At 46.4% G+C, this 25,364-nt stretch carries 24 protein-coding genes; 18 read left to right on the top strand and 6 right to left on the bottom strand.

Annotated features, from left to right (window positions below; genetic code table 11):
* Positions 1-5: 5 nt before the first annotated feature.
* Together Q0502_RS16730 and gcvP are read left to right on the top strand one after the other, a co-directional pair.
* Positions 6-653: an MBL fold metallo-hydrolase gene (locus Q0502_RS16730; protein WP_298653307.1), complete on the top strand. Its 648-nt coding sequence runs from the start codon at positions 6-8 to the stop codon at positions 651-653.
* Positions 654-767: 114 nt separating this feature from the next.
* Positions 768-3,620: an aminomethyl-transferring glycine dehydrogenase gene (gene gcvP, locus Q0502_RS16725; RefSeq protein WP_298653305.1), complete on the top strand. Its 2,853-nt coding sequence runs from the start codon at positions 768-770 to the stop codon at positions 3,618-3,620.
* 24 nt (positions 3,621-3,644) lie between these two features.
* Here gcvP and Q0502_RS16720 read toward each other — a convergent pair whose 3' ends face one another.
* Positions 3,645-4,247: a hypothetical protein gene (locus Q0502_RS16720; protein ID WP_298653302.1), complete on the bottom strand. Its 603-nt coding sequence runs from the start codon at positions 4,245-4,247 to the stop codon at positions 3,645-3,647.
* Positions 4,248-4,504: 257 nt separating this feature from the next.
* On the opposite strand from Q0502_RS16720, the gene Q0502_RS16715 reads away from it, so the two are divergent.
* The 6 genes from Q0502_RS16715 (at position 4,505) to panB (ending at position 11,091) form a co-directional block, all read left to right on the top strand.
* Positions 4,505-5,332 carry a DUF4382 domain-containing protein gene (locus tag Q0502_RS16715; RefSeq protein ID WP_298653299.1) on the top strand — a complete coding sequence of 276 codons (828 nt, stop codon included), beginning with the start codon at positions 4,505-4,507 and terminating at the stop codon, positions 5,330-5,332.
* Positions 5,333-5,489: 157 nt separating this feature from the next.
* Positions 5,490-6,002: an SPOR domain-containing protein gene (locus tag Q0502_RS16710; protein ID WP_298653297.1), complete on the top strand. Its 513-nt coding sequence runs from the start codon at positions 5,490-5,492 to the stop codon at positions 6,000-6,002.
* A gap of 108 nt (positions 6,003-6,110) precedes the next feature.
* Positions 6,111-6,869 (top strand): MBL fold metallo-hydrolase, encoded by a 759-nt coding sequence (locus Q0502_RS16705; protein WP_298653294.1) that lies wholly within the window; start codon positions 6,111-6,113, stop codon positions 6,867-6,869.
* Between the two features lie 350 nt (positions 6,870-7,219).
* Positions 7,220-8,533, top strand: a complete 1,314-nt coding sequence (locus Q0502_RS16700; protein WP_298653292.1) for a hypothetical protein — start codon at positions 7,220-7,222, stop codon at positions 8,531-8,533.
* Positions 8,534-8,565: 32 nt separating this feature from the next.
* Complete coding sequence (locus tag Q0502_RS16695) at positions 8,566-10,122, top strand: outer membrane protein transport protein (RefSeq protein WP_298653291.1); 1,557 nt, start codon at positions 8,566-8,568, stop codon at positions 10,120-10,122.
* A gap of 132 nt (positions 10,123-10,254) precedes the next feature.
* Positions 10,255-11,091, top strand: coding sequence for a 3-methyl-2-oxobutanoate hydroxymethyltransferase (gene panB, locus Q0502_RS16690; protein WP_298653288.1), 837 nt, complete (start codon positions 10,255-10,257; stop codon positions 11,089-11,091).
* A 58-nt stretch (positions 11,092-11,149) separates the two neighbouring features.
* Here the strand turns inward: panB and Q0502_RS16685 are convergent, their stop codons facing one another.
* The gene (locus Q0502_RS16685) at positions 11,150-11,611 is read right to left on the bottom strand and encodes a type I restriction enzyme HsdR N-terminal domain-containing protein (protein ID WP_298653285.1); all 462 of its coding nucleotides are present in this window, start codon (positions 11,609-11,611) and stop codon (positions 11,150-11,152) included.
* Positions 11,612-11,666: 55 nt separating this feature from the next.
* Between Q0502_RS16685 and Q0502_RS16680 the strand changes: the two genes are divergently transcribed.
* Together Q0502_RS16680 and holA are read left to right on the top strand one after the other, a co-directional pair.
* Positions 11,667-12,443 (top strand): AMP nucleosidase, encoded by a 777-nt coding sequence (locus Q0502_RS16680; RefSeq protein WP_298653283.1) that lies wholly within the window; start codon positions 11,667-11,669, stop codon positions 12,441-12,443.
* Between the two features lie 121 nt (positions 12,444-12,564).
* Entirely contained in the window at positions 12,565-13,587 is a 1,023-nt protein-coding gene (holA, locus tag Q0502_RS16675) for a DNA polymerase III subunit delta (protein ID WP_298653280.1), read from the top strand.
* Between the two features lie 42 nt (positions 13,588-13,629).
* Here holA and Q0502_RS16670 read toward each other — a convergent pair whose 3' ends face one another.
* Positions 13,630-14,121 carry a glutathione peroxidase gene (locus Q0502_RS16670; protein WP_298653333.1) on the bottom strand — a complete coding sequence of 164 codons (492 nt, stop codon included), beginning with the start codon at positions 14,119-14,121 and terminating at the stop codon, positions 13,630-13,632.
* A gap of 1,003 nt (positions 14,122-15,124) precedes the next feature.
* Between Q0502_RS16670 and Q0502_RS16665 the strand changes: the two genes are divergently transcribed.
* The 7 genes from Q0502_RS16665 (at position 15,125) to ung (ending at position 21,735) form a co-directional block, all read left to right on the top strand.
* Positions 15,125-15,592: a helix-turn-helix transcriptional regulator gene (locus Q0502_RS16665; RefSeq protein ID WP_298653277.1), complete on the top strand. Its 468-nt coding sequence runs from the start codon at positions 15,125-15,127 to the stop codon at positions 15,590-15,592.
* Positions 15,593-15,704: 112 nt separating this feature from the next.
* Positions 15,705-17,132, top strand: coding sequence for an amino acid permease (locus Q0502_RS16660; protein WP_298653274.1), 1,428 nt, complete (start codon positions 15,705-15,707; stop codon positions 17,130-17,132).
* Between the two features lie 154 nt (positions 17,133-17,286).
* Positions 17,287-17,820 (top strand): class I SAM-dependent methyltransferase, encoded by a 534-nt coding sequence (locus Q0502_RS16655; RefSeq protein ID WP_298653271.1) that lies wholly within the window; start codon positions 17,287-17,289, stop codon positions 17,818-17,820.
* Between the two features lie 271 nt (positions 17,821-18,091).
* Positions 18,092-18,865, top strand: a complete 774-nt coding sequence (locus tag Q0502_RS16650) for a dihydroorotate dehydrogenase electron transfer subunit (RefSeq protein WP_298653269.1) — start codon at positions 18,092-18,094, stop codon at positions 18,863-18,865.
* Positions 18,853-19,767 (top strand): dihydroorotate dehydrogenase, encoded by a 915-nt coding sequence (locus tag Q0502_RS16645; RefSeq protein ID WP_298653266.1) that lies wholly within the window; start codon positions 18,853-18,855, stop codon positions 19,765-19,767. The genes Q0502_RS16650 and Q0502_RS16645 overlap by 13 nt, the downstream gene beginning before the upstream one ends.
* A 165-nt stretch (positions 19,768-19,932) precedes the next feature.
* The gene (gene asnA, locus Q0502_RS16640) at positions 19,933-20,970 is read left to right on the top strand and encodes an aspartate--ammonia ligase (protein WP_298653330.1); all 1,038 of its coding nucleotides are present in this window, start codon (positions 19,933-19,935) and stop codon (positions 20,968-20,970) included.
* Positions 20,971-21,072: 102 nt separating this feature from the next.
* A complete protein-coding gene (gene ung, locus Q0502_RS16635) occupies positions 21,073-21,735 on the top strand; it encodes a uracil-DNA glycosylase (protein ID WP_298653264.1) in 663 nt (220 codons plus the stop codon).
* Positions 21,736-21,761: 26 nt separating this feature from the next.
* Here the strand turns inward: ung and sufB are convergent, their stop codons facing one another.
* Positions 21,762-23,213 (bottom strand): Fe-S cluster assembly protein SufB, encoded by a 1,452-nt coding sequence (gene sufB, locus Q0502_RS16630; RefSeq protein WP_298653261.1) that lies wholly within the window; start codon positions 23,211-23,213, stop codon positions 21,762-21,764.
* A gap of 371 nt (positions 23,214-23,584) precedes the next feature.
* Between sufB and Q0502_RS16625 the strand changes: the two genes are divergently transcribed.
* The gene (locus Q0502_RS16625; protein WP_298653258.1) at positions 23,585-24,154 is read left to right on the top strand and encodes a YceI family protein; all 570 of its coding nucleotides are present in this window, start codon (positions 23,585-23,587) and stop codon (positions 24,152-24,154) included.
* 63 nt (positions 24,155-24,217) lie between these two features.
* On the opposite strand, the gene Q0502_RS16620 is transcribed toward Q0502_RS16625, so the two are convergent.
* Positions 24,218-25,072 (bottom strand): DUF3298 and DUF4163 domain-containing protein, encoded by an 855-nt coding sequence (locus Q0502_RS16620; RefSeq protein ID WP_298653256.1) that lies wholly within the window; start codon positions 25,070-25,072, stop codon positions 24,218-24,220.
* Positions 25,073-25,174: 102 nt separating this feature from the next.
* Positions 25,175-25,364 (bottom strand): DUF4831 family protein (locus Q0502_RS16615; protein ID WP_298653253.1); only part of this gene is annotated, 190 nt, incomplete at its 5' end.

Here is a 25,364-nt window from a genome sequence, read left to right as displayed (position 1 = left end):
ATCGTATGAATATAAAAATATTTGAATTCAATCCGTTAGGAGTAAATACATATGTATTGTCAGACGAAACCAAAGAGTGTGTGGTGATCGATCCCGCCCCTTTTTATGCCGATGAAAAGGAATTGTTGCTCAACTATCTTCTCGACCAGGGGTTTAGGGTAAAACATCTGCTTAACACACACCTGCATTTTGATCATATCTTTGGGATCAATCTGCTCGCCTCACAATTCGGATTGTCGGTCAAATGTCATCCGGACGACCTTTACCTGTTGGAAGATATATCGGGGCAGATGCAGCTATTCGGGCTGCCGGGCAGTAACGCCGATTTTAAACCTGAGATCGGCGGCTACCTGAACGAAGGGGATATTATCACCTTCGGAAATCAATCACTCAAGGTGTTCCATACCCCGGGACATTCGCCCGGCAGTGTGGTGTTCTATCATGAAGGGGAGGGATGCGTATTCGGCGGAGACCTGCTATTTTATGCCGGAGTCGGTAGGACGGATCTCCCGGGAGGAAATTACGACGACCTGCTGAACAGTATAACGACCAAAATGTTTACCCTGCCCGACAGTACGGTCGTCTATTCCGGACATGGCCCCGCCACCACCATCGGATTCGAGAAAAAGAACAACCCTTTCGTCGGCAAGTAGACCTGCAGCCGTTTTGTGCGACGGATCGCCCTGCCGGCAGTCTATGTGAGGGATATACCTGCCGCCGGGGCAAAAGAAGAGATGAATAGTGAAATTTAACCCATATCTTTCGTTATGATAAAAATGGAACAATTTAAAAACCGACATATCGGTATTACAGAGGCCGATAAACAAAAAATGCTCGAATCGATCGACCTCTCGTCGATGGATGAACTAATCGATCAGACCCTTCCTTCCGACATCCGTTTAACGGATCCTCTGTCTCTACCTGAGGCTTTGTCGGAGCATGAATATGCCGAAGAAATTGCTCATATGGCATCCCAGAACACTATTTTCACATCCTATATCGGTATGGGCTGGTATGATACCGTTACTCCTGCCGCTATCTACCGCAATGTGTTTGAAAATCCGGTATGGTACACTTCTTACACGCCTTATCAGGCTGAGATATCACAGGGACGGTTGGAGGCATTGCTCAATTTCCAGACGGTGGTGAGTGAACTTACTGCACTGCCGCTGGCAAACAGTTCGTTGCTGGATGAGGCTACCGCCGCTGCCGAAGCAGCTACCATGATGTACGGGCTGCGTAGCCGCGAACAGGTGAAAAACGGAGTGGAAACACTCTTTGTAGATGAGAATGTATTCCCCCAAACACTGGCTGTACTGAAAACAAGAATGTATCATGCAGGAATAGAACTGGTTGTCGGAGATTATAAAACCGTTACTTTCGAAAAACCATTCTTCGGTGCTATCATTCAGTATCCCAATGGCAACGGGAGTGTGGAGGATTACCGTAATTTCACGGAACGGGCATGCGAAGCGGAGTGTAAAGTGGCGGTGGCCACCGACCTGATGGCGCTGACAATACTTCCCCCCCCCGGTGAATGGGGCGCCGACATTGCTTTCGGAAGCAGCCAGCGTTTCGGCATTCCCATGTTCTACGGAGGCCCGTCTGCAGCCTTCTTTTCCACCCGGGATGAGTACAAACGCTCTATACCAGGGCGTATCATCGGCATCTCTAAGGATGTTTATGGCAGAGAGGCGCTCCGTATGGCGTTACAGACACGGGAGCAGCATATCAAACGGGAAAAAGCAACCTCCAATATCTGTACGGCACAGGCTTTGCTGGCCACTATGGCTTCTTTCTATGCTGTTTACCAAGGACCGGAAGGATTGAAAAATATTGCCCGTCGCATTCATTCCATAGCTTCCCATGTGAGTGAAGAGTTAAAGGAGATGGGTTATAAACAGTTAAATGGCAGCTATTTTGATACCCTGAAAATCAAACTCCCCGAAGGTATATCCATACAGGATATTCGTGATAACGCCGAAATGCGGAGCATCAACCTGCGTTATTTCGACAGCGGTGAGGTGGGGATCAGTATCGATGAGACCACCAATGCCTACCGGGTCCATGAGTTGTTGGCCGCGTTCGCCATGACGGCCGGCAGCTCGAAAGTGTTCCTGGTTGACGGGTTATCAGGGAAGAGTACCTTGAAAGAGGCGCAGCTCAGAAAATCGGATTTCCTTACCCATCCTACTTTTAACAGCTATCATACGGAAACAGAACTGATGCGTTATATCAAGCGGCTTGAGCGGAAAGATATCTCACTGGCGCACTCCATGATCTCGCTCGGCTCCTGTACCATGAAGCTGAATGCGGCATCGGAATTGCTGCCCCTGGGACTCGCCGGATTCCAGCGTATTCACCCGTTTGCACCGGTGGAACAGGTTGCCGGATATACGCAAATGATGGGTGAACTGGAAGAAATGTTGGCGGCAATCACAGGATTCGCTGCTACCAGCCTTCAGCCCAATTCGGGAGCGGCCGGTGAATATGCCGGATTGATCACGATAGCGAGTTATCTGGAGAGCAACAACGAAGGGCATCGCAAGGTGGTGCTGATCCCGGCATCGGCGCACGGCACCAATCCTGCCAGTGCGGTACAGGCCGGATTCAGGCCCGTAACGGTCGCCAGCGATGTGAACGGAAATGTGGATATGGTCGACCTGCGCAGCAAAGTGGAGCAGTACAGCGATGATCTGGCAGCTTTCATGATCACTTACCCGTCCACACACGGGATCTTCGAGACGGAGATCAGAGAGATGTGCCGCCTGATCCATCAAGCGGGAGGCCAGGTATATATGGATGGCGCCAATATGAACGCCCAGGTGGGATTGACCAATCCCGGTACTATCGGCGCCGATGTGTGCCATCTCAACCTGCATAAAACCTTCGCCATTCCTCATGGCGGAGGGGGGCCGGGTGTAGGGCCTATCTGCGTAGCCGAGCATCTTGTACCTTTCCTGCCGGGACATCCGGTGACCCTGTCGACAGACAACAACACGGTGTCAGCTGCGGCTTACGGTAGCGCAGGCGTGCTGGAGATAACCTATGCCTATATCCGTATGATGGGAGCCGACGGTCTGAAAGAAGCTACGGAAGCGGCTATTCTCAACGCGAACTACCTGGCGGAAAAACTGAAGGATTTGTATGGTATCGTCTATCGCGGCGCCAAAGGCAGAGTAGGGCATGAACTTATTCTTGAGTGCCGTGGCCTGAAGGAGGTCTCGGGAATTACCGAGACCGATATTGCCAAGCGTTTGATAGACTATGGCTATCATGCTCCCACACTTTCTTTTCCCGTGCATGGCACGCTCATGATAGAACCTACGGAAAGCGAAAGCCTGGCGGAACTGGATCGTTTTGTGGAGGTGATGAGTCAGATCCATGAAGAGATCATAGAGGTGTCACGCGGTGAATATCCGGCGGAAGACAATGTGCTGGTAAATGCGCCGCACCCCGAATATGAGGTTACGGCCGACGACTGGAAGCACCTCTATCCGCGAAGCAAGGCCGCCTATCCGCTACCGTTCGTGGCTGAGAACAAGTTTTGGGTGAATGTGGCCCGCATAGATAACGCCTATGGCGACAGGAACCTGATCTCCTGCCTTTGCGGAAGTTGATCCGGAAACTCTCCGTTTATCCCGTTATTCCACTACAGGCAACTCTCCCTGTTCGAAGACCACCAGGGGAGAATTGGTTATATCCTTCTGAAAAAGCCGGATGGTTGCATCGTCAATTTCCGTAAGAAGTACCTTTACACGGTTTTCCATCACGTCGGGATAGGCGCCGGCAAAACGGGTCATCAGTGGGTGATCTTCGGCAATAGTATTGTTCATCAGGAAGGCGTCTATCCTGTCCATCACCAGCATCATCTGCCGGTAGGAATATTGTACGGTCTCCACATTAAAATTGTCCGTACCGAGGATATCTGCCAGCACCCTTTTGTTTTCCTCCCGGTTACGGGTCACCGTAACCACGAACGTACCGGTATTATTGACGAAGGACCCGCCGTAATACTCGGGATAAAGGTCGGGATCCGCCTCCCTTTCCATCCAATCGTCGCCGAAAGAGGACATCAGTCGCTCATATAACTTTTCGGCGGATTGACTTTGCGACGTGCCCGGACGCGCGGTTGCGGAGGGGGAGACACTGTTCCCTTTATTCTTTTTGTGTTGTTGGTTACACGCTGTCGCGAAAAGAACTATCAGGAAGGAAATAAAAAAGAGGAATGGGTTCGTTTTCTTCATAAGATGATTTTATATTTGAATTTAGAACTAAGAACTGAGACCTAAGAACTAAGAAATTAGAAGAAATCTCCTTTCTGCCTAATCACATTCGTCCCATTGGCATATTCGTCCCATTAGTCTTGGTTCTTTAACGATATAACAGATATGAAAACGATTTGTTTTTTTTGAATTCAGGAAAATTAATTGTTTTTTATGGCAGATGCGATCGGGATTATGTAATTTTGTAGCTCATACACCCTGAAAGAGAAATTTACAGTATGCTTAACAGGCTTTTTCGATATATTCTGTTCATCGCCGTTCTTGTTTTTTCATGGCAGGCTTGCGAGGGGGACGATCCCAGCGTGAATGCTTCACGCTTCCGCCTCAAACTGACTGATGCTACTTCCCCGGTCATCAAGGAGCTTTATGTCGATATCAGGGAGATAGAGGTTTTTCTGGTTGACACCGTCAGTAATGAAGGAGAGTGGATTTCTCTCGAATTTTCGGGAAGGACTTATGACATATTGAAGCTGATGAACGGTAAAACGGTACAGTTGGTCGATCAGTATATTCCTGCCGGTGGGGAGCTTCAGCGGATCAAACTGGTGCTTGGAAATGACAACCGGCTGGTAACCAATACCGATAAGCCCTTCCCTCTGCAAATCCCCGACGAATTGGTGGACGGCATATTTATTGACGCTGTGAAAATGGATCTACGGATCAATACTATCTCCAGTATGATTATCGATTTGAATGCCGCCCTTTCCGTCCGGGAATCGAACGGCAGTTATTTTCTGGAGCCGGTGGCAAGGGCTTTCCCTGAGACCTATGGCGGAAAATTGCGGGGTTCTGTGACGCCGTTGATAGGGGCCAGTCCGTTCGTAAAAATTATACAGGATGAAGATACCCTTCTCACCCTTCCCGAGAGAGAGACCCTCGGTGACAATACGGGGACGTTCCAGTTTATCGGATTAAAGGAGGGAGAGTGGGAGGTACACGTGGTTGCCTCTCCCGGGTCCAACTACCGTGACACAGTGTTCATCAGTACCCTCGAGGCGGGGAAGACCACCGACATCACCCAACCCATCCGGTTGAAGGCTTTTTAGCCATATACCCCTTTTTAATTTATTTTCACATGCACAAAGATACAATCAACCTCATCTTTATTATCTTTGCTGCACGATTTCGTTATAGGATAATGAAAACGGATGATGAGTTGATACAGTAAATGTAAATGAACAATTTAATAAATATTGAACAGGCATGAAGAAATTCCATTACGCATTGGTTTTAATAACCCTGCTGCTTATCGGGGTATCCTGCAAACCTAAACAAAGCGCTTATAAACAAGTGTATGAAGCAGCCAAAGAAAGAGAAATGCAACAGACTGCATCTCAGCCTACCACGGTGGTAAAAGATGCCAGTTCCCTTCCTCCGGTAGAGGTCTCCGTCAGGAAAGAGAAGGTGGAGCCGGTTTACCCGACCGATGCCGCGGGATTGAAGAGATTTAACGTAGTGATCGCGTCACTGAGCGTGAAGCTGAACGCAGAGTCATTGAAAAATCGTATGGAGAATGAAGGACATCAGGTGATCCTGGCGCAGAATGAACAAGGTATGTACCGTGTGATTGTTGCCAGCTACGATGATAAAGCGCAGGCAGCAGCCAGGCGTGACGAGATCTACCGGACTTATTCAGCCAAGGGAAATACCGATTATCTGAGAAGAACTTATGGAGTGCCTTTCAATGATCTTTGGATTTTGGAAAGAGAATACTGATCTTCACCTATCAGACTCCGGAGCCCCTCCTGCTTTGTTCTGATAATGTATAAACAGAAAGCCGCCCGTTTCAGAGAATGTGGTGGCTTTTTTCTTGACAGTAAGTGTATGAAAGTGAGATTTTTGGGTACGGGAACTTCCACCGGTGTGCCGCAAATCGGTTGCAGATGTGAAGTCTGCAATTCTGGCGATAGGAGGGATAAACGACTCCGGGCTTCCGTAAGGATTGAGATCGACGACAAAGTGCTCATGATGGATTGCTCGCCCGATCTCCGACAGCAGATGTTATCCCTCCCATTCGAAAAAATTGACGGTATTCTCTTCACTCATGAGCATTATGACCACGTGGGAGGTATAGATGATCTGCGGCCGTTCTCCGTTTTCGGGGCGGTAGATCTCTACATGGAGGAGCGCCTCGAAAACGTTCTCAAAGAGAGGTTACCCTATTGCTTTGGAGAACATACCTACGGAGGTGTACCCAACCTTGCCGTCAGGCGGATCAGCGTCGACCGTGACTTTCAGATAGGAACGGTGAAAGTGACGCCCGTCCGGGTGATGCATTACCGGTTACCCATTCTGGGATTCCGTATCCGGAATTTTGCTTACCTGACCGATATAAAAACAATTGCGGAAACAGAACTGGAAAAACTGGACGGTGTAAATACGCTGGTCGTCAGTGCGCTCAGGAAAACGGAGCACATCTCACATCAGACAATGGACCAGGCATTGAAAATAATAGACCGGGTAAAACCGGAAATTGCTTATTTGACCCATATGAGCCATGAAATAGGCTTGCATGCAGCAGTGGAGAATGAACTACCGCCCCACGTTTTACTGGCATATGACGGACTGGAGATATCGGTCTGATTACCGCCGCCGGTTTTGTTTTTTTAACCTAACCATGCGCAGCGTTTTGTTACCGTCTGCATCTTTATTGTGTAACATTTACTATTTTTGTAGATTAAGGGAAGAAAAGAAAATATTTCCGTTAAGTTGAATGGGGAGAGTCAAGATTGCTTGGAATGTTTTCGATAAGCAAGTGCGGAGGTAAAACTTGTTTTAATTATGTCAGATATAGAAAACAACTAAGTTAATTGAATAGGCCATGGCGGAAAAGAGTCTAACTTTAGTGAATGTTCCTTTAAACTTTTCGGGAGTTTTTGAGTCATAGTGTGACAGATAGAATTATTTACAAACAAATATAAGAGGGAGAAACGATGAAAACTATAAAAAACTTGCTTACAGTTTTGCTGATGGCGGTACCATTGTTCGGTTTCGCCCAGGAATGGGATGATATTTATGCCGATCCTGCCAAAAAAGAACCTGTAATGGTTCAGAAAAAAGCCGAAGAACCGCAAAAGAAAAAAGTGGTGATCGTGCAGGGTGATGCATCGAATATGGAGGTGACGGCCAACGGCAGGGATGTGGACGAATATAATCGTCGCGGTGATGGTAACGTCTTGACGGATGATTCTTTGAACGGACAGGATCAGGATAATTACGAAGAGTATACATATACCGACAGGATTGTCCGGTTCCATGATCCCGAATCGAGTATCAAGATTACCGGTGCGGATGAGGTGATTGTCTACGTAGGGGATGACCTCTATGAAAATTATAACAACCGGGGATGGAACACCAATATATACTATGGTATGGGATGGGGCTCCTTTTATCCCTGGTATGACCCATGGTATTATGGTGGCTGGTACAGCCCCTGGTACTACGGTTATGGCGGCTGGTACGGCTGGCACAGCCCGTGGTATTACAGCAGATGGTACTCTCCCTGGTATTATGGCGGTTGGTACGATCCCTGGTATTACGGTTACGGCGGATATTGGGGAGGCGGCTACTCTCACGGATTTTATGACGGCTATTACAGCAGCCTGACCCATAACCGTTCAGGAAGAAGTTCGGGTATGTACAGAAGAAGCTCTGCTAACAGGGAGACCTCTTCCATGGCGAATCTTTCGGGCAGGGCATCAAGAAGCAGTAGCCGTAGCGCTGTTTCAGAAAGAAGTGCCACTTCTACCAGAAGCGCTGTTTCCGGCAGGAGCAGTTCTTCCGTGAACAGCAGAAGTGCGTCTACTACACCCAGGACCAGAATTATCGATAACTCCGGCAGAGCGTATGATTCCCGAAACGGGCAGGTGATCGACCGTTCGACCACCACCTCGAGAGCAGGCTCGATCAACCGGACAACCCAATCTACCCGGTCGTCGGATGCATATAACAGCGGAAGAAGTTCATCGAGGACCTACGAAAGAAGTACGACGACCACCCCTTCAAGAAGCAGTTCTACCTACGAAAGAAGCACGACACCCAGCCGGAACAGCAACACCTATTCAACTCCGTCAAGAAGCAGTTCGACGACCAGGAGTTCTTCAACCTATTCCACGCCCAGCAGGAGCAGTTCCTCCTCGTCCGGCTCTTTCGGGAGTAGCAGCGGGAGCAGTAGCAGCGGGCGTAGTTCCGGCGGCAGCAGTGGTAGCAGCGGTAGCAGCGGACGCTCCAGCAGTGGCCGCAGATAACAGGATGAAATGAAAATTAAATGCTTAATCATATGAAGAAGATTTCTTATATCCTTTTTTCGTTATTCATACTTTCGGGACCTTTGTTTTCCCAAAGTGAACTCGACGCTTTGCGCTTTTCACGGGAAGATCTTCACGGTACCGCCCGCGCCATGTCTATGGGAGGAGCTTTCGGCGCTTTGGGAGGCGACCTGACCGGTGTCTCCGTTAATCCCGCTGGCATAGCGGTATACCGCAGTTCAGAAGTGATGGGTACGCTGAATCTGTCGCGCGAGGCTTCGGTTGTCGGGAGCAGTGATGCCCATAAGAACCGCTTTAATATGGATAACATCGGATTTGTAGGTTATTTCCCGTTGAGAAACGACGTGATGCCGCTGATCAATTTCGGTTTCTCTTACAATAAGCTGAAATCGTTCGATAAGGAGGTTTTTGCGATGGGAAGCCCTAACAATACCCTGATCGATTATATGGTCCGAGAAAGTGCAGGTATTAAACCCTCAGACCTGGAATTGGGGAAAAATCTTCCCGATCCGTTTCTCGATCAACCCTGGCTATCTGTCCTAGGGTATAATTCATACCTTATAAGATCGTCAAATGACGGGGCGAGTTATACTCCTGTAAATACACGCGGTGCAACACCCTATAATGAGATCCGTACCTATGAAAAGGGTTATATTGATAATTATGACTTCACGGTGGGGACGACTATCAACAATGTATTGAATGTCGGTATGTCGCTTTCTATCAAAGATATTTTCTATGACCTTGCTTCCGATTATCTGGAAGATTTCGATGACGAGGGCGAATATACATTGACCAACTGGTTGACCGTCAACGGAGCAGGCGTAGGTGCTAAATTCGGGGCGATCTACAGGCCGGTGAACGCTTTCCGGATCGGTCTTGCCTGGCATACGCCTACCTGGTATGCCCTGACGGAAACTTATGAGGCCCAACTCGATGATGATATGGGAGCCTTTGTAACAGATCCCAATTATAATCCTGAAGATATGACCTACTCGGCAGTTTTCACCAACAATTATGATTTGAAAACACCCGGAAAGATAGTGGCGAGTGTGGCAACTGTATTGGGGAACAACTTTATCGCCAGTCTGGATTATGAAGTGGTCGATTACAGTAACATGAAACTGAAGGTTCCTTCCAACTCCATGGATGATCCTTCCTGGTATGATCAGGATAACGAATATATTACGGAAGATCACAAGCTGACATCGACTGTAAAAGTAGGGATGGAATACCGTTTTACACCCCAATTCTCCGGCAGGCTGGGATATGCATGGATGCAAAATCCCTATGATGCCGATCTGGTAAAATTCGGTGATGCTGTTATCGCAGGGTCGAACAGCATTTTCCGGATTGAAGGGGACACCAATTACTTTACCGGAGGGGTCGGATACCGTTTCAACAGGAATTTCTATCTCGATCTGGCGATTGTCTATAAAACCCAAAAAGACGATCTCTATCCTTTTCCCAATTACTATGTCGATGATGTACTCGACATAGACGCGACTCCCTTTTCCCTGAAAAACAATTCCGTCAGAGGATTGCTCACTTTAGGATATAGGTTTTAAGTAATCAAAATTTCTGTCATGAGAGGCCGGGACAATTCAATTCCCGGCTTTTTTGTGTTTGAGGGAATCTGTAAAAGCACTACCTTTGCGATACAGAACAATAATATCAAAATTATTAAAGCTATAAAACAGATGTCAGAAAATAAAAGAGGATATCTTTCTACCGGTAACCAGAAAAAAGTGACCACGCACCGTTTGCGGGAGATGAAGCAGCAGGGCGAAAAAATATCGATGCTCACCGCCTATGATTATTCCATGGCATTGGCCATAGATCAGGCGGGTATGGATGTGATCCTTGTGGGAGATTCGGCTTCCAATGTGATGGCGGGAAACAGTACCACGCTCCCGATGACGGTGGATCAGATGATCTATCACGGCAAATCGGTGATGAACGGGGTAAAGCGGGCGATGGTGGTGATAGACATGCCCTTCGGCAGTTATCAGGGAAATCCTTATGACGCAGTAGCCAATGCAGTGAAAATTATGAAGGAAACGCAGGCTGATTGCCTTAAGCTGGAAGGAGGAAAAGAGATTCTCGAATCAGTAGGGGCTCTCCTGAATGCCGGTATCCCCGTAATGGGACATCTGGGACTGATGCCGCAATCGATCAACAAGTACGGAACATACGCTGTACGTGCAGAGGAAAAGGAGGAAGCGGAAAAACTGATGGAGGATGCCCGGCTATTGCAGGAAGCAGGATGCTGTTCCATCGTGTTGGAAAAAATTCCGGCAGCGCTGGCAGGGAAAGTGACGGCAGAATTGACTATCCCGATCATAGGGATTGGTGCAGGGCCGCACGTGGACGGTCAGGTGCTGGTGATGCACGATATGCTGGGGCTCAATAAAGGCTTTTCACCCCGTTTCCTGCGCAGATACGCCAACCTCTTCGACGAGATCACGTCGGCTGTTCAGCAATACATACACGACGTTAAATCGTCCGATTTCCCCTCGGCGGAAGAGAGCTATTAACTGATATGCTGATTTACTATCTCATAGAGTGTGGAGTTCCTGATGAGGAATCAGTAAATCAATCAATCGATTCCAATTCGTTATAGGCGGGAATTTCAATGAGGTAACGGTAGGATTGCCGTTCGTAATCGATCCTGCAGCAATGGTGTTTCATCCCGTTGGAAACAACAATATAAGGAACTTTCAGTACGCTGTTGTACCGGGTGACCTGATCGAATACCTGCTGTGTAATGATTACGTCCGGACTTTTATATTCCACGATCATCACGGGTTCAAGCTGCCGGTTATACACCACCGTGTCGCACCTGCGGGCAAGCGAATTCAGCTTGATGCCCGTTTCGTTGGCTATAAGCGAGGCGGGAAAACTTTTTTCAGAAATAAGATAATGGACAAAATGCTGACGTACCCATTCCTCAGGAGTGAGCCTCACATATTTTCTCCGCAGGGGGTCGAAGATCTCCACTCCGTCGCCTTTTTTACGGATTTTTGTATCGAAAGATGGTAAATTTAAATCGCACATTTGTATCTTTGTTAGCAGAACAGTGGTTTACCCTGTGCAAAATTACCTCTTTTATATGAGAACAAAACAGGAAATTGTGGAGAATTGGCTTCCCAGATATACAAAAAGGCCACTTGCTGAATTCACGAAGTTTGTCCTGCTGACCAATTTTCAGAAGTATGTCGAAATTTTTGCCAATCATTTCAATACACCCATAGTCGGTTTGGATGCCAATATGCCCAATGCCTCTGCCGATGGCATCACTATTATCAACTTTGGAATGGGGAGTGCCAATGCCGCGACCATTATGGATCTGCTGAGCGCGGTAACGCCTACTGCGGTGCTCTTCCTGGGTAAATGCGGCGGGTTGAAATCGAGGAGCGAGCTGGGGGATTATATTCTGCCCATTGCAGCTATCCGCGGTGAGGGTACGTCGAACGACTATTTCCCGCCTGAAGTGCCTTCTTTACCGGCATTCAGCCTCTTGAGGGCGGTTTCTTCCAACGTGCGCGATTTTAACCGTGATTACTGGACCGGTACCGTCTATACCACCAACCGCCGTGTATGGGAATACGACGATGAATTCAAGAATTACCTGAGACAGATACGCGCTATGGCGGTGGATATGGAGACAGCTACTCTCTTCACCTGCGGATTTGCCAATCATATCTCTACCGGAGCGCTGCTGTTAGTGTCTGACCAGCCCCTGATCTCCACCGGTGTGAAAACGGAGAAGAGCGATCGGCATATCACAGAAAATTTTGTAGAAGAGCATGTGAAAATCGGTATCAAATCACTTTCATCCATCATGAACAAAGGCTCCACCATCAAACATTTGCGATTCGACTGGTAATCCGGATACTTTTGTCAATATATATTCTCCTGCAATCCATTCATTCATTTGTTATATTGGCATATTGATCCCGCTAACCAATCATTACATCGGTAAATTACCTAATTATCACATCAACAAAATGGCTGCCTCCACACAATCATCTTTCAATGCTATCCGCGATGATATCCTGCACCGTCGCTTCAAACCGGTCTATCTCTTTATGGGCGATGAATCCTATTTCATAGATGTATTGACGGAGCTTCTTTCCGATACCGTCCTCACGGAAACGGAAAAGGATTTTAACATGCTTACTTTTTACGGGGTGGATGCCGATGTAAATCTCATCATCGCCTCTGCACGTCGTTTTCCGATGATGGCGGAGTATCAGCTCATCCTTGTGAAAGAGGCACAGAACCTCGATCGGTTCGAACTCCTTGATTTGTACGCAAAGAACCCGATGCCTTCCACTATCCTGGTGATCAATTATAAGCACGGTACGGTTGACAAACGGAAAGCAGTGGTGAGAAGCATCCAGAAAACAGGAGAAATATTCGAATCCAGGAAGCTGTATGAAAACCAGATACCTGCTTTTATCCAATCCTGGCTGAAGGAGAGAGGGAGTGCTATCGATGAAAAATCGGCACAGATGCTGACAGATTTTGTGGGAAACGATATCAGCAAACTGATTCCCCAACTTCAGAAGTTGGAGATTTCGCTTCCGGAAGGCCACCGGCGTATTACCTCGGAACTGATCGAAAAGAATGTGGGAATCAGTAAGGATTATAATAATTTTGAATTGCAGAAAGCCATTATCACGAAAAATATCGTGGCGGCCAACCGGATTGTAGACTATTTTGACAAGAATCCGAAGGAGAATCCCATGATGGCTACTGTGGCCGTTCTGTTCAACTATTTCGGTAATTTACTGGAATGCTTCTGGTTGCCGCGTAAAGATGAGCAGAGCATCATGAATACACTGAATATGAGATCTGCCTATTTTGTTCGCGATTATATGACAGGACTACAAAATTATAGCGCCCCCAAAGTGATGGAGATCATTTCCGACCTGAGAACATTTGATGCCCGGTCGAAAGGAGTAGACAATGTGTCGGCATCGCAGGGCGATCTTTTAAAAGAACTGGTTTACAGGATCATGCACTGATCTCCGTCGATCAAAAGAAATGTCACAAATACAAAAAGATACCTATTTTCCGGTGATCCAGTTCACGATCTTCTCGCTCATGGGACTCTCTTTGGGCATCACTACATCTACGAGGTGTCCTTCTTCATCGACCAGGTACTTCTGGAAATTCCAGGTTACCTCCTGATCTATCCTTCCATTCTCCGATTTTTGTGTGAGCCATTGATACAAAGGATCCTGGTCATCTCCTTTCACACTGATCTTTTCCATCATAGGAAAGGTCACCCCATAATTAGCGGTACAAAACTCTTTAATCTCCAAGTTTGAGCCCGGTTCCTGATTCATAAAATTATTGGCAGGAAAGCCGATGATCTCGAAGTTCAGGTGCCGGTATTTTTCATAAAGCTCCTGCAATTGTTCATATTGGGGTGTCAATCCGCATTTTGATGCTACATTTACAACCAGCACTTTTTTCCCTTTCAGGGAGGCCAGGCTGAAGTCATTCCCGTCGATATCCTTCACGGTGAAATCATGTAATTTCTTTTTTCCTTCCATATTCCGGTAATTTTCCGTACTTTCTGTTGTCTGCCGGCTTTTTTGATCTTGGCTGCCCTGGCCGGTACATTGTATCGCCGCAGAGACAAACAATAATATAGCCCAAAGTCTTATAGAAAGTAATTGCATATTCAATCTGTTTTTAAATGTTCATTAAAATTAGACTATTTGAGTCACTTGCTCCTCGATTGTTAATTCTCGCTATGGCATATCCAAACAAGTTTGGACTCTGCTCATTTAGCTTAACGAAATAGTTCATTCTGTAAAACAGAAATAGAGAACAAACAGTTCATTCCATTCTCTGTTTTTTTACGCTTAAAATTCTTATATAAGAAAAATGAGGGAAACAGGCTACTCCTCAATTGGATGCATTAGTTCTTAAGTCGCCTGGAGTAGCCTGTTCTGCTGTCTTCGCAGACTTGTCCGGATTTATGCGATTCTCGCAAAAAACAGATATGTAAATTCAGAAAATAATATTATTTAACGAACAAATGTGCATTACTGTCAGGTATGGAGATGACACAAAAGTAAATAACAGGGTGCGAAACATTTGTTATCGCATCTTCTTCTCAGGAGAAGTCCTTGAGTAACATTTCTATATTTTCGGGATTAACACTTTATATATTGATTATACATTGTATAGTATAATACTATAAATAAAGTAATTATATTCATTTTATAAACTTTAAAAACAGATTTTATCTATAGGTATCTGTTTTCTTTTTTATTTATGTTAAAAATAAGGTGTTTTATGTACATATATACTGTGTAATGAGTTATTTACTGAAATAAAATAAATAATTAATTTAATGTTGAAATAAGTCTTATTAATTCTACTTTGAGAAGTTGGTATAAATGTAAATCAGTCCATAAACATTTGTAATTTACATTTATATCTTAAATCTATTTTCATTTGTGAATGATTTATTATACATTTGTATCGTTACTTTTGTAAAAAAACAGATTGTCCGCGCTCAATAAATAACGGCTAAAAGATAATTATATGAAGGATCGTATTAAACTTATCATGGAAAAAGAGAACCTGACTCCTGCGAAGTTTGCGGACAGGTTACAGATCAACAGGGCCATTATTTCCCACATCCTGAATGGCAGAAATAATCCGAGCTTGGATGTGGTCACGAAGATCCTGAGTGAAATGAATTATATCAATACCGAATGGCTGATTAACGGTATCGGTAATATGTATAAAGAAGGATTCCGTGGTATCTCTCTTTCCGGAGAACCCGATTTATTCAATCAGACTGAGCCGGATCCGGCCAAAGTGCCGGAAACAAGTGAAAAACCGAGAGAAACGGGATCTAAACAAGCAAATAATGACCATCAATTACCAGATAATAAGCTTGTTGATCCTGCGAAAACTATTGACAGAAAAATAACCCAGATAATTGTTTATTATAATGACAATACTTTCGAGATATTCGGGGCACCCCTGAAAATGTTAAACATTTAAAAAGAGTATGCTTTATTGCTGCGAAGATTCCTATCTTTGATTTTTCGGTATTTATACATTCGGTATATTTCCGACTTTCTCATACACCGGACATGCTATAATCTGTTGCCCGATGAAAGAAAATGCTCCACATACGCTTCCCGCGGCTACTGCCGGCGAATATATCCCTGCTGACTGCCCCGAGACGGATCTTGCAGCGCCTGCGCCGGCGTTGCGGCTGATCGATGCGATAGTCCTTATCGTAGGAATTGTGATCGGTGCAGGAATTTTCCGAACCCCTTCGGTTGTCGCAGCAAACTCCCCTGGCGAATATTGGTTTATGGGAGTATGGATATTGGGAGGAGTGATCTCTCTGACCGGTGCCCTTTGCTATTCCGAACTGAGCTCTACTTTCCCGAATGCCGGTGGCGATTATCACTTCCTGAAAATCGCCTTCGGAAAAAGGTTCTCCTTTCTGTTTGCCTGGGCCCGTATCACGGTTACGCAAACCGGATCCATTGCCCTGTTAGCCTACATCGCAGGTGATTATCTGGCTGAGATCCTTCCATGGGGAACCTATGCTTCTTCTTTTTATGCCGCAGGCATTGTGATCTTCCTTACATTGGTCAATGTGCTGGGGATCCGTTTTGGGACGGGGGTTCAGAAAATATTGACAGCATTACAATTTGCCGGGATACTGATCATCGTCCTGACGGGATTCCTGGTAGAGCCATCCGTGGAGATTCCGGCGACAGAACAGGCTATGGCCGGCGGCCTTTCTCCGAATGCTTCAGTCAGCCTCGCGCTTATCTTTGTATTATTGACGTTCGGAGGCTGGAATGAAGCTGCATACATTTCCTCGGAATTAAAGGCCGGTAGCCGGAGGATAGCGCTGGTTCTGATTGTCAGTATTCTGATTATTACAATGATCTATCTGTTGATGAACCTGGCCTTCCTGAATGTACTGGGATTAAACGGAATGGCCGGATCGGAGGCGGTTGGCGTCGATATAATGCGGGCTACCCTGGGAAGAAAGGGAGTGATCCTTATCGGTCTCCTGGTCTCTCTTTCCGCTCTTACTTCCCTCAATACGACCATCTTTACGGGAGCAAGGACTAACTATGCCCTGGGAAAGGATTTCTCTCCCCTTGCATTTCTGGGGAAGTGGAATGCAGCAAAATCATCGCCTGTCAATTCACTGATATTGCAGGGAATAATCGCTGTTGTGCTGATCGTTTTCGGCGCATTTACCCGCAACGGTTTTGAAGCCATGGTCGATTTTACCGCCCCTGTCTTCTGGTTTTTCTTCCTTTGCACCGGAATCAGCCTGTTTGTGCTGAGGATAAAGAAACCGACCGTTCCGCGCCCTTTTAAAGTACCGTTATATCCGGTTATACCTCTTTTGTTCGTCGGTTTTTGCGCTTATATGCTCTATTCCAGCCTTTCCGTCACCGGAACGGGTGCCCTGGTGGGAATGGCCTTGTTACTGGCCGGCTGGGGAGTTTCATTCTTCAGGGAAAATAAAGGATGCAGAAATTCCATCTTACAGGAGGAAATATAGAACCGGAAGCCGGACAAATTTGTTTATTACAGTAAGATGGGAGAATAAACCGGTAAAATCAGATAAAAGAAGGTCCGGATGGACCGGAATAGGGAAACGAAATTCAAAAAGTCTGATTTTAATGAACTTAATTACTTTTAAAATTACAGAACCAATGAAACCGATCAATTATCTTTTTACTTTGCTATTCCTGTGCGGAGTTCTACAATTACATGCACAGCAAATAGAACTGGATGTACCTTACGTACCCACACCCCAGAAAGTGGTAGAGGGTATGCTGGACCTTGCCAATGTGGGCAAAGGGGATGTGGTTTATGACCTGGGATGCGGGGATGGCCGGATCGTGATCACTGCGGCGAAGAAATACGGAGCCACCGGAATAGGGGTAGACCTCAATCCGGAAAGGATCAAAGAGGCTAATGAGAACGCCAGGGAGGCGAAAGTGGAAGACAAAGTGACGTTTTATGAAGGCGATCTTTTTGATTTCGACTTTAGTAAGGCCACCGTACTGACGCTTTATCTTCTCCCGGACGTGAATCTGAAACTGATGCCGAAGATACTGTCGGAGATGAAACCTGGCAGCCGTGTGGTCTCTCACGCTTTCGCTATGGGTGACTGGAAGCCCGACAAACAAATTTCAGTGGAAGGCAAGTCTGTTTTTCTCTGGATAGTTCCCGAAAAGGAGTAGTCCGTTTGTACGGATACCAAAAAGAGAGGGAGCAAAAGTGTAGTGACCCCCAAAAGTTAGACAAAAAACTTTTGGGGGTCAGTTCACAGTTTCCCCTTTACTTTTTCTATCGGCCAATTTACCTCTGTTCATTGCCGGAATAAAAATTAAGATGTATTTTTGTATTCTATAAAAAATGCGGTCCCGATAAAAACGGGTGTCCGGATCCGTCATATCAACAGAAAGGATTACTGTAAGTTTTATACAGTAGGGAAAGGATTAAACAATTTACATGCAAGTACTCGATTTCACCGTCCGCTCCAACGAAGCACTGAACGATCAGAATCATCTTATAAAGGTGGCGCCCGCAAACAGCGAAGTATTGCCGGAGATACGTCCCGGACAATTTGTGCAGATCCTGGTCGATAATTCACCCCATGTTTTTTTAAGAAGACCCATATCCGTCAATTTTGTCGACCGCGAGAAGAATGAGCTCTGGCTTCTGATCCAAAGAATAGGGGAAGGTACGGAGAAGATATGCGGCCTCCCGGCAGGCGGGACTATGAATCTGATCTACCCTTTGGGAAACTCATTTTCCCTACCCGACAGAAAGGGAAAATTTCTGCTTATCGGCGGAGGAGTAGGAACTGCCCCGTTGCTTTTCCTCGGTAAGAAAATAAAACAGAACGGTATGGAATCCGAATTCCTGCTGGGGGGACGCTCCGGAAAAGATATCCTGCAACGGGCCGATTTTGAACGGTACGGAACGCTCTATTGCACTACCGAAGACGGTTCGTTGGGCGAGAAAGGGTTTGTAACCCATCACTCCGTGCTCAAAGAAAAAAAATATGATTTTATTTACACCTGCGGCCCGAAACCGATGATGCTGGCCGTAGCAAAATATGCCCGCGATCATGGAATTGAATGCGAGGCTTCACTCGAAAACCTGATGGCATGCGGTTTCGGCGCCTGCCTCTGCTGTATTGAAAAAACAATCAGAGGGAATGTCTGTGCCTGTACCGAAGGACCTGTTTTTAACATCAATCAACTCACATGGCTCGATTAGAAGTACATATAGGAAATCTGAAACTGAAGAACCCGGTGATGACCGCTTCGGGCACATTCGGATACGGGACGGAATATACCGATTTTATCGATTTAGGACGCCTGGGGGGAATCTTTGTGAAAGGGACTACTCTGGAACCGCGTCAGGGGAACAATTACCCCAGGATGGCCGAAACGCCTTCGGGCATGCTCAATTCGGTAGGCCTGCAGAACAAAGGGGTAAACTATTTCGTGGAGCATCTTTATCCGGTCATTAAGGAATACGACACCCATATGATAGTGAACGTATCGGGTTCTACCGTCGAAGATTATGTGGCCTGCGCAGAGAAGCTGGCGGATCTTGACAAAATGCCGGCCATAGAGCTGAACATTTCCTGCCCCAACGTGAAAGAGGGCGGGATGGCATTCGGTACTTCCTGCCAATCGGCAGCACAGGTTACCAGGGAAGTGCGAAAAGCCTTCCCCAAAACACTGATCGTGAAATTATCCCCCAATGTGACCGATATCACTGAAATTGCCCGGGCCGTAGAAGACGAGGGAGCAGATGCCGTATCTCTTGTCAATACATTCCTGGGAATGGCCATCGATGTGGAGAGCAGGACACCGAAGCTTTCCACTATTACCGGCGGACTCTCAGGCCCCTGTATCAAGCCGATTGCCATACGTATGGTATGGGAAGTATTCCATTCAGTGAAAATCCCCCTTATCGGAATGGGAGGGATCTGTAACTGGCAGGATGCTATAGAGTTCATCCTGGCGGGCGCTACGGCGGTACAGGTAGGTACTTACAACTTTATCGATCCGGCGGCCTCGGTGAAAATTGTGGATGGTATCAACGATTATCTGGACCGGCATCATCTCGCTTCCGTGAATGATCTGGTAGGGAAAATGATTGTCAAGTAGATAATTTCTGTAATAATTGTTTTTATTTTCACCTTAAATCTGTCATAATGCTGTTTTCTGCCGGTTTTTATTTGACAAAATGAATAAAAATCCTACCTTTGTAGGTTCAAAATCGGTATTTAGATGAAAACCGACAAAAAGTTCAATAAATCATACAAAAGAGATATGTCAAAACTGCAGATCCCTGCCGGTTACACGCCGCTTCTGAACCTGAAGCAGACGGAACTGGGAATTAAGAGTATCAAAGACTTTTTTCAGGCCAATCTCTCTTCGGAGTTGCGCCTCCGCCGTGTCACCGCGCCTCTCTTTGTGGAGAGCGGAACAGGTATTAATGACGACCTTAACGGCGTAGAGCGGCCGGTGCGGTTCCCTATCAAGGATATGGGTGACCGGAATGCGGAGATAGTGCACTCGCTGGCCAAATGGAAACGGCTGACGCTTGCCGATTACGAGATAGAGGAGGGATTCGGCATCTACACCGACATGAATGCTATCCGTGCCGATGAAGAGCTGGACAACCTTCATTCGCTCTATGTGGATCAATGGGATTGGGAGTTGGTCATCAGGGAGAAAGACCGGACGATAGAGTTCCTGAAACAAGTTGTCCGACGGATCTATGCAGCTATGCTCCGTACCGAATACCTTGTCTATGAGCTCTTCCCTGCTATTAAGCCCCAACTTCCCTGCGAAATATCATTTATCCATTCCGAAGAGCTGTTACAGAAATACCCCCGTATGGATGTGAAACAGAGAGAAGATGTGGTGACACAGGAGTACGGCGCTGTTTTTGTGATAGGGATAGGTGCGCCGTTGTCCGATGGGGAACCGCATGACGGGCGTGCTCCTGATTATGATGATTGGAGTACGCCGAATGCAGACGGCTATCTGGGGCTGAACGGCGATCTGCTGGTCTGGAATCCGGTTTTGAAGAAGTCGGTGGAACTGTCCTCCATGGGTATCCGGGTAGATCCGGCAGCCTTGAAGCGGCAACTGGAGCTATGCGGCAAGGGAGACCGGCTATCCCTCTATTTTCATCAACGATTGATGAGTGGAGAATTGCCGCTCTCCATCGGCGGCGGGATCGGACAATCGCGACTCTGTATGTATTATCTCCGCAAAGCACATATCGGGGAGATTCAGGCCAGTCTCTGGCCGCATGAAATGAAGGATGAAGCCAGGAGACAGGGTGTTTTTCTCATTTGACGACATTCCGGATAATTTTTTCTCATTGGACTGCGGACACTTTTCTCTTTTTTACTTTTAATTTTTTTTGTACTTTAGAGGTTTCATTTATACAAATAAAGTATGGACATAAAAATAGAGGAAAGCTGGAAGGTACATCTGCAGCAAGAATTTGAAAAGCCTTATTTCAGGATATTGACCGATTTCGTACGGAAAGAGTATGCCGCCAGGACCATCTATCCACCGGCCAAACTGATTTTTAATGCATTTGACCGTTGCCCTTTCGATAAAGTGAAAGTGGTGATAGTGGGACAGGATCCCTATCATGAACCGGGGCAGGCGCACGGATTATGCTTTTCGGTGAATGACGGGGTACAGCTACCGCCCTCATTGGTTAATATCTATAAGGAGATAGAGGATGATCTTGGGATACCTGCGCCCCGTTCGGGAAATCTGACACGCTGGGCGGAGCAGGGAGTGCTCCTGCTGAATGCCACCCTGACGGTGCAGGCGCATCGTGCCGGCTCACACCAGGGAAAAGGGTGGGAAGAGTTTACCGATGCGGCCATCAGGCGTCTCGCCGAAGAGCGCGAGCATCTGGTTTTTATTCTTTGGGGCGCCTATGCTCAGCGAAAAGGGGAAACCATTGATGCGAACAGGCACCTTGTTCTTAAATCACCACATCCTTCGCCATTATCTGCCCACAGAGGATTCTTTGGGAGCAGGCATTTTAGCAGAGCCAACGAATACCTCTCAGCTCACCACAGGGAGCCGATCAATTGGTAGGGGGATAGGATCGGAAAGAACCAAAGTTATCCCACGCTTCCTTCCAGGCTGATCTGAAGCAATTTTTGCGCCTCTACGGCAAATTCCATCGGCAGTTTATTCACTACTTCCTTTACGTATCCGTTCACGATCAGTCCGATGGCTTCCTCTTCTCCCAGTCCGCGCTGGTTGCAGTAGAAGATCTGGTCTTCACTGATCTTGGAGGTTGTAGCCTCATGTTCAAGTATTGCCGTAGGATTCTGAATATCGGTGTAGGGGAAGGTGTGTGCCCCGCAATGGTCGGTTAGCAACAAACTGTCGCATTGCGAGTGGTTACGCGCGTTTTCCGCTTTCTGGGTCACCTTCACCAGACCCCGGTAACTGTTTTGGCTATTACCTGCGGAGATTCCTTTGGAGACGATACGGCTGCGGGTATTCTTTCCTATATGGATCATCTTGGTGCCGGTGTCGGCCTGTTGAAAATTGTTGGTGACCGCTACCGAATAAAACTCTCCCACAGAGTTATCGCCTGCCAGAATACAGGAAGGGTATTTCCATGTGATAGCCGAGCCGGTTTCTACCTGTGTCCAGGAGATCTTGGAGTGAACCCCTTTACAGATGCCTCGTTTAGTCACGAAGTTATATACGCCGCCCTTGCCGTTTTTATCTCCCGGATACCAGTTCTGTACGGTAGAGTATTTCACTTCGGCATGATCGAGGGCGATGATCTCCACGATGGCCGCATGCAACTGGTTCTCGTCGCGCATGGGAGCAGTGCATCCCTCGAGATAACTCACATAAGAATTGTTGTCACCTATGATGAGCGTACGTTCAAACTGGCCGGTGTTGGCCGTGTTGATACGGAAGTAAGTAGAAAGTTCCATCGGGCAGCGCACCCCTTCCGGGATATATACGAATGAACCGTCGCTGAATACCGCCGAGTTCAATGCTGCATAATAATTATCCTTATAGGGAACGACTGTTCCTAGGTATTTTTTTACCAGATCGGGATGATGTCTCACCGCTTCACTGAAAGAACAGAAGATAATCCCTTTTTCGGCGAGCACCTCTTTGAAGGTCGTTTTGATGGAGACGCTGTCCATCACGGCGTCTACCGCAACCCCCGTCAGTTGCTTCTGTTCTTCAAGAGGGATCCCCAAACGCTCAAATGTCTTCAACAATTCCGGATCCACCTCGTCCAGGCTTTTCGGACTTTTCTTTTTTGTAGGATCGGCATAATAGATGATCTCCTGATAATCGATCTCAGGAATCTTCAGATGCGCCCAATCCGGCATTTCCATCGTTAACCAGTGGCGATAGGCTTTTAACCGGAATTCGAGCAACCACTCGGGTTCTCCCTTTTTCGCCGAAATCAACCGGATGACATCCTCGTTTAACCCTTTCTCAATGACTTCAGTCTCCACATCGGTCGTGAAGCCGAATTTGTAATCCTGAGTGGTTAAGTCGTTTAATATTTGATCTTGATCTAATTCTTGCATAATTCTTGTATTTCAAGGCCGTTGGCCATTGTGACATGTTTCTGCCGGAGGCAAAGCCTCCGGCTTTAGTAACAACCAATCCGTTGCTTTTGTTGTACAAAGATACTGCTTTTTCATCAATTCTGCCTACTATTTCGTTAAGCCGGATGAGCAGAGAGTAAGTTTGCCTGCTTTCTTTTTGAAAAGAAATAGCCTGGCTTTAATGAATATACGGTACAATGAGGAAGAGGATTGAACAATCGCTGCTTTCCGAATGTTAATTTAATATGCCAATGAGATAAGGTGCCAATGGTCCAGTTATTAATTGAAATTTTTAATTTGTGGGCTCGTGGTGCTTATATTTTGGTATTTTACTATAACAAATTAACTGTATGAAGAGAATAACACTTTTTTTAATCGTTTTTACCGCTTGTTTCGGTTTAATGGCGCAATCCAATTATAAAGTGGATCCGGCGCACGCTTCGGTGAATTTTAAGGTGAAGCATAACGGGATCACGTTTGTACAGGGCCGGTTTGAAAAATTCGACGGCGCCATCATCGGTAGTCCCGGCAGCCTGGAATCGGCAAGGGTCTTTTTCAATGTAAATGTGGAAAGCATCCATACCAGCGTACAAATGCGTGACGACCATCTACGGAGCGCCGATTTTTTTGAGGTGAAACGGTTTCCGACCATGTCGTTCGAGAGTACGGGAATAGAGAAAGTGGAAAATGACAAGTACAAGTTACATGGTAAGTTACAGATCAAGGATGTTACCAAAGATGTAACGTTTGATGTGGTATATGGAGGTGTGGTGAAGGGGAAGGACGGATCGGAAGTAGTGGGGTTTATCGCTAAAAACAAGATCAACCGCCTGGATTACAACATAGCCTACGACCCTGAAGGACTGGGTGTTGGAAAAGATGTCTTTATTACCCTTTTCCTGGAATTTAAAAACAATTAGTCTCTAACAGAGATCTGCCGCTACCGCGCCTTCAGATCTCTGTTTTTTAATTTGACCTTTTTCTTATTTTTTCAGAAAATATCTTGAAATAATACCATCCGGCAGCAAGATATCCGATAGTTCGGAGTAGGGCACCGTTACGTCGATAACACCCATAGCATAGGGAGCGATCTCGTATTGGTTATAAGAGTAATGAATACTTTCTCCGTCGAGCCAGAAGTTATTGTTGGGGGCAATATCCTCAAGAGTGAAGAATCCCCTCATAAGCAGTGAATCAGGTATAGTTGCATCATAATTCTTCATCAACTGCGCAATAATTTTCTCCGTCAGCGGCTTATAATAACCTGGCAGAAACAAATCCTCTTCCGATAGGGTAACCAGTCCGTCCAAGTCGATATTGGTGTAGGTGATCCTATAGGAGCCGTGTGCGCCGCCTTCGTAATCGCTGTATTCGACAGCATAACTCAATAGTGAATCACTCTGGAACAGGATTTTATTGCGGGTGTTCATAATATACCAATACCACGAGGGCATCTTTCCTTCTATGCGCGCTTTGTCTTCGTAGTAATAGTTCGACAACGACTGGTATCGCTCTGTATATTCCCTGATGTATCGATCCGCTGCCTCCTGCGGAAACAGGGAATCGTAATCGCTGTCGCCAAAGAATGTACCCTGGAATATTTGTTGTAAGCGCGTCAGGCTTTCACTATCCCGGAATTTCACAGGGTAAGTAAAAGAAATATTTACATCGGCATAAGGCAGGGTGGTATCGTTTTCCTGCAAAAGCGGAATATGTTGTGCCACCACAATGCTGTCGAATTCGATTTTCATCGATTGTGTTCCTCTTCTCTCTTTACACGAGATCATCACGACTCCTGTTAAAAAGAGAAGGATGGGAAAATTAGTTTTGATTCGCATAGGATTAATTTTTTAGATTAAAGAGCAAGAGCCAGGAGTAAAGACTTATTCTTCATTTCTTATATATAAGTTCTAAACTCAAATTATCACCTTCATATATCTTTACTGAATGACCTGCCTGATAGCACCCAGTTCCGGATAAAAATATACTTTGACCGGTTGTTTCGCATTATCGAACATTCTCCTTGCCAGTACATCCTGGGTGCCGTATTGGATTACGTCTACCTCTTTGCTTTGCAGCACCTTGTTCCTGAATTCAAGGGTTAAAGCGGCTTTTCCGGGGACATTGTAT

The sequence above is a fragment of the uncultured Proteiniphilum sp. genome, from assembly GCF_937873925.1.
GTDB lineage: Bacteria > Bacteroidota > Bacteroidia > Bacteroidales > Dysgonomonadaceae > Proteiniphilum.
Note: the sequence above shows the minus strand (reverse complement) of the source record. Positions and strands in the feature narration are given on the sequence as shown.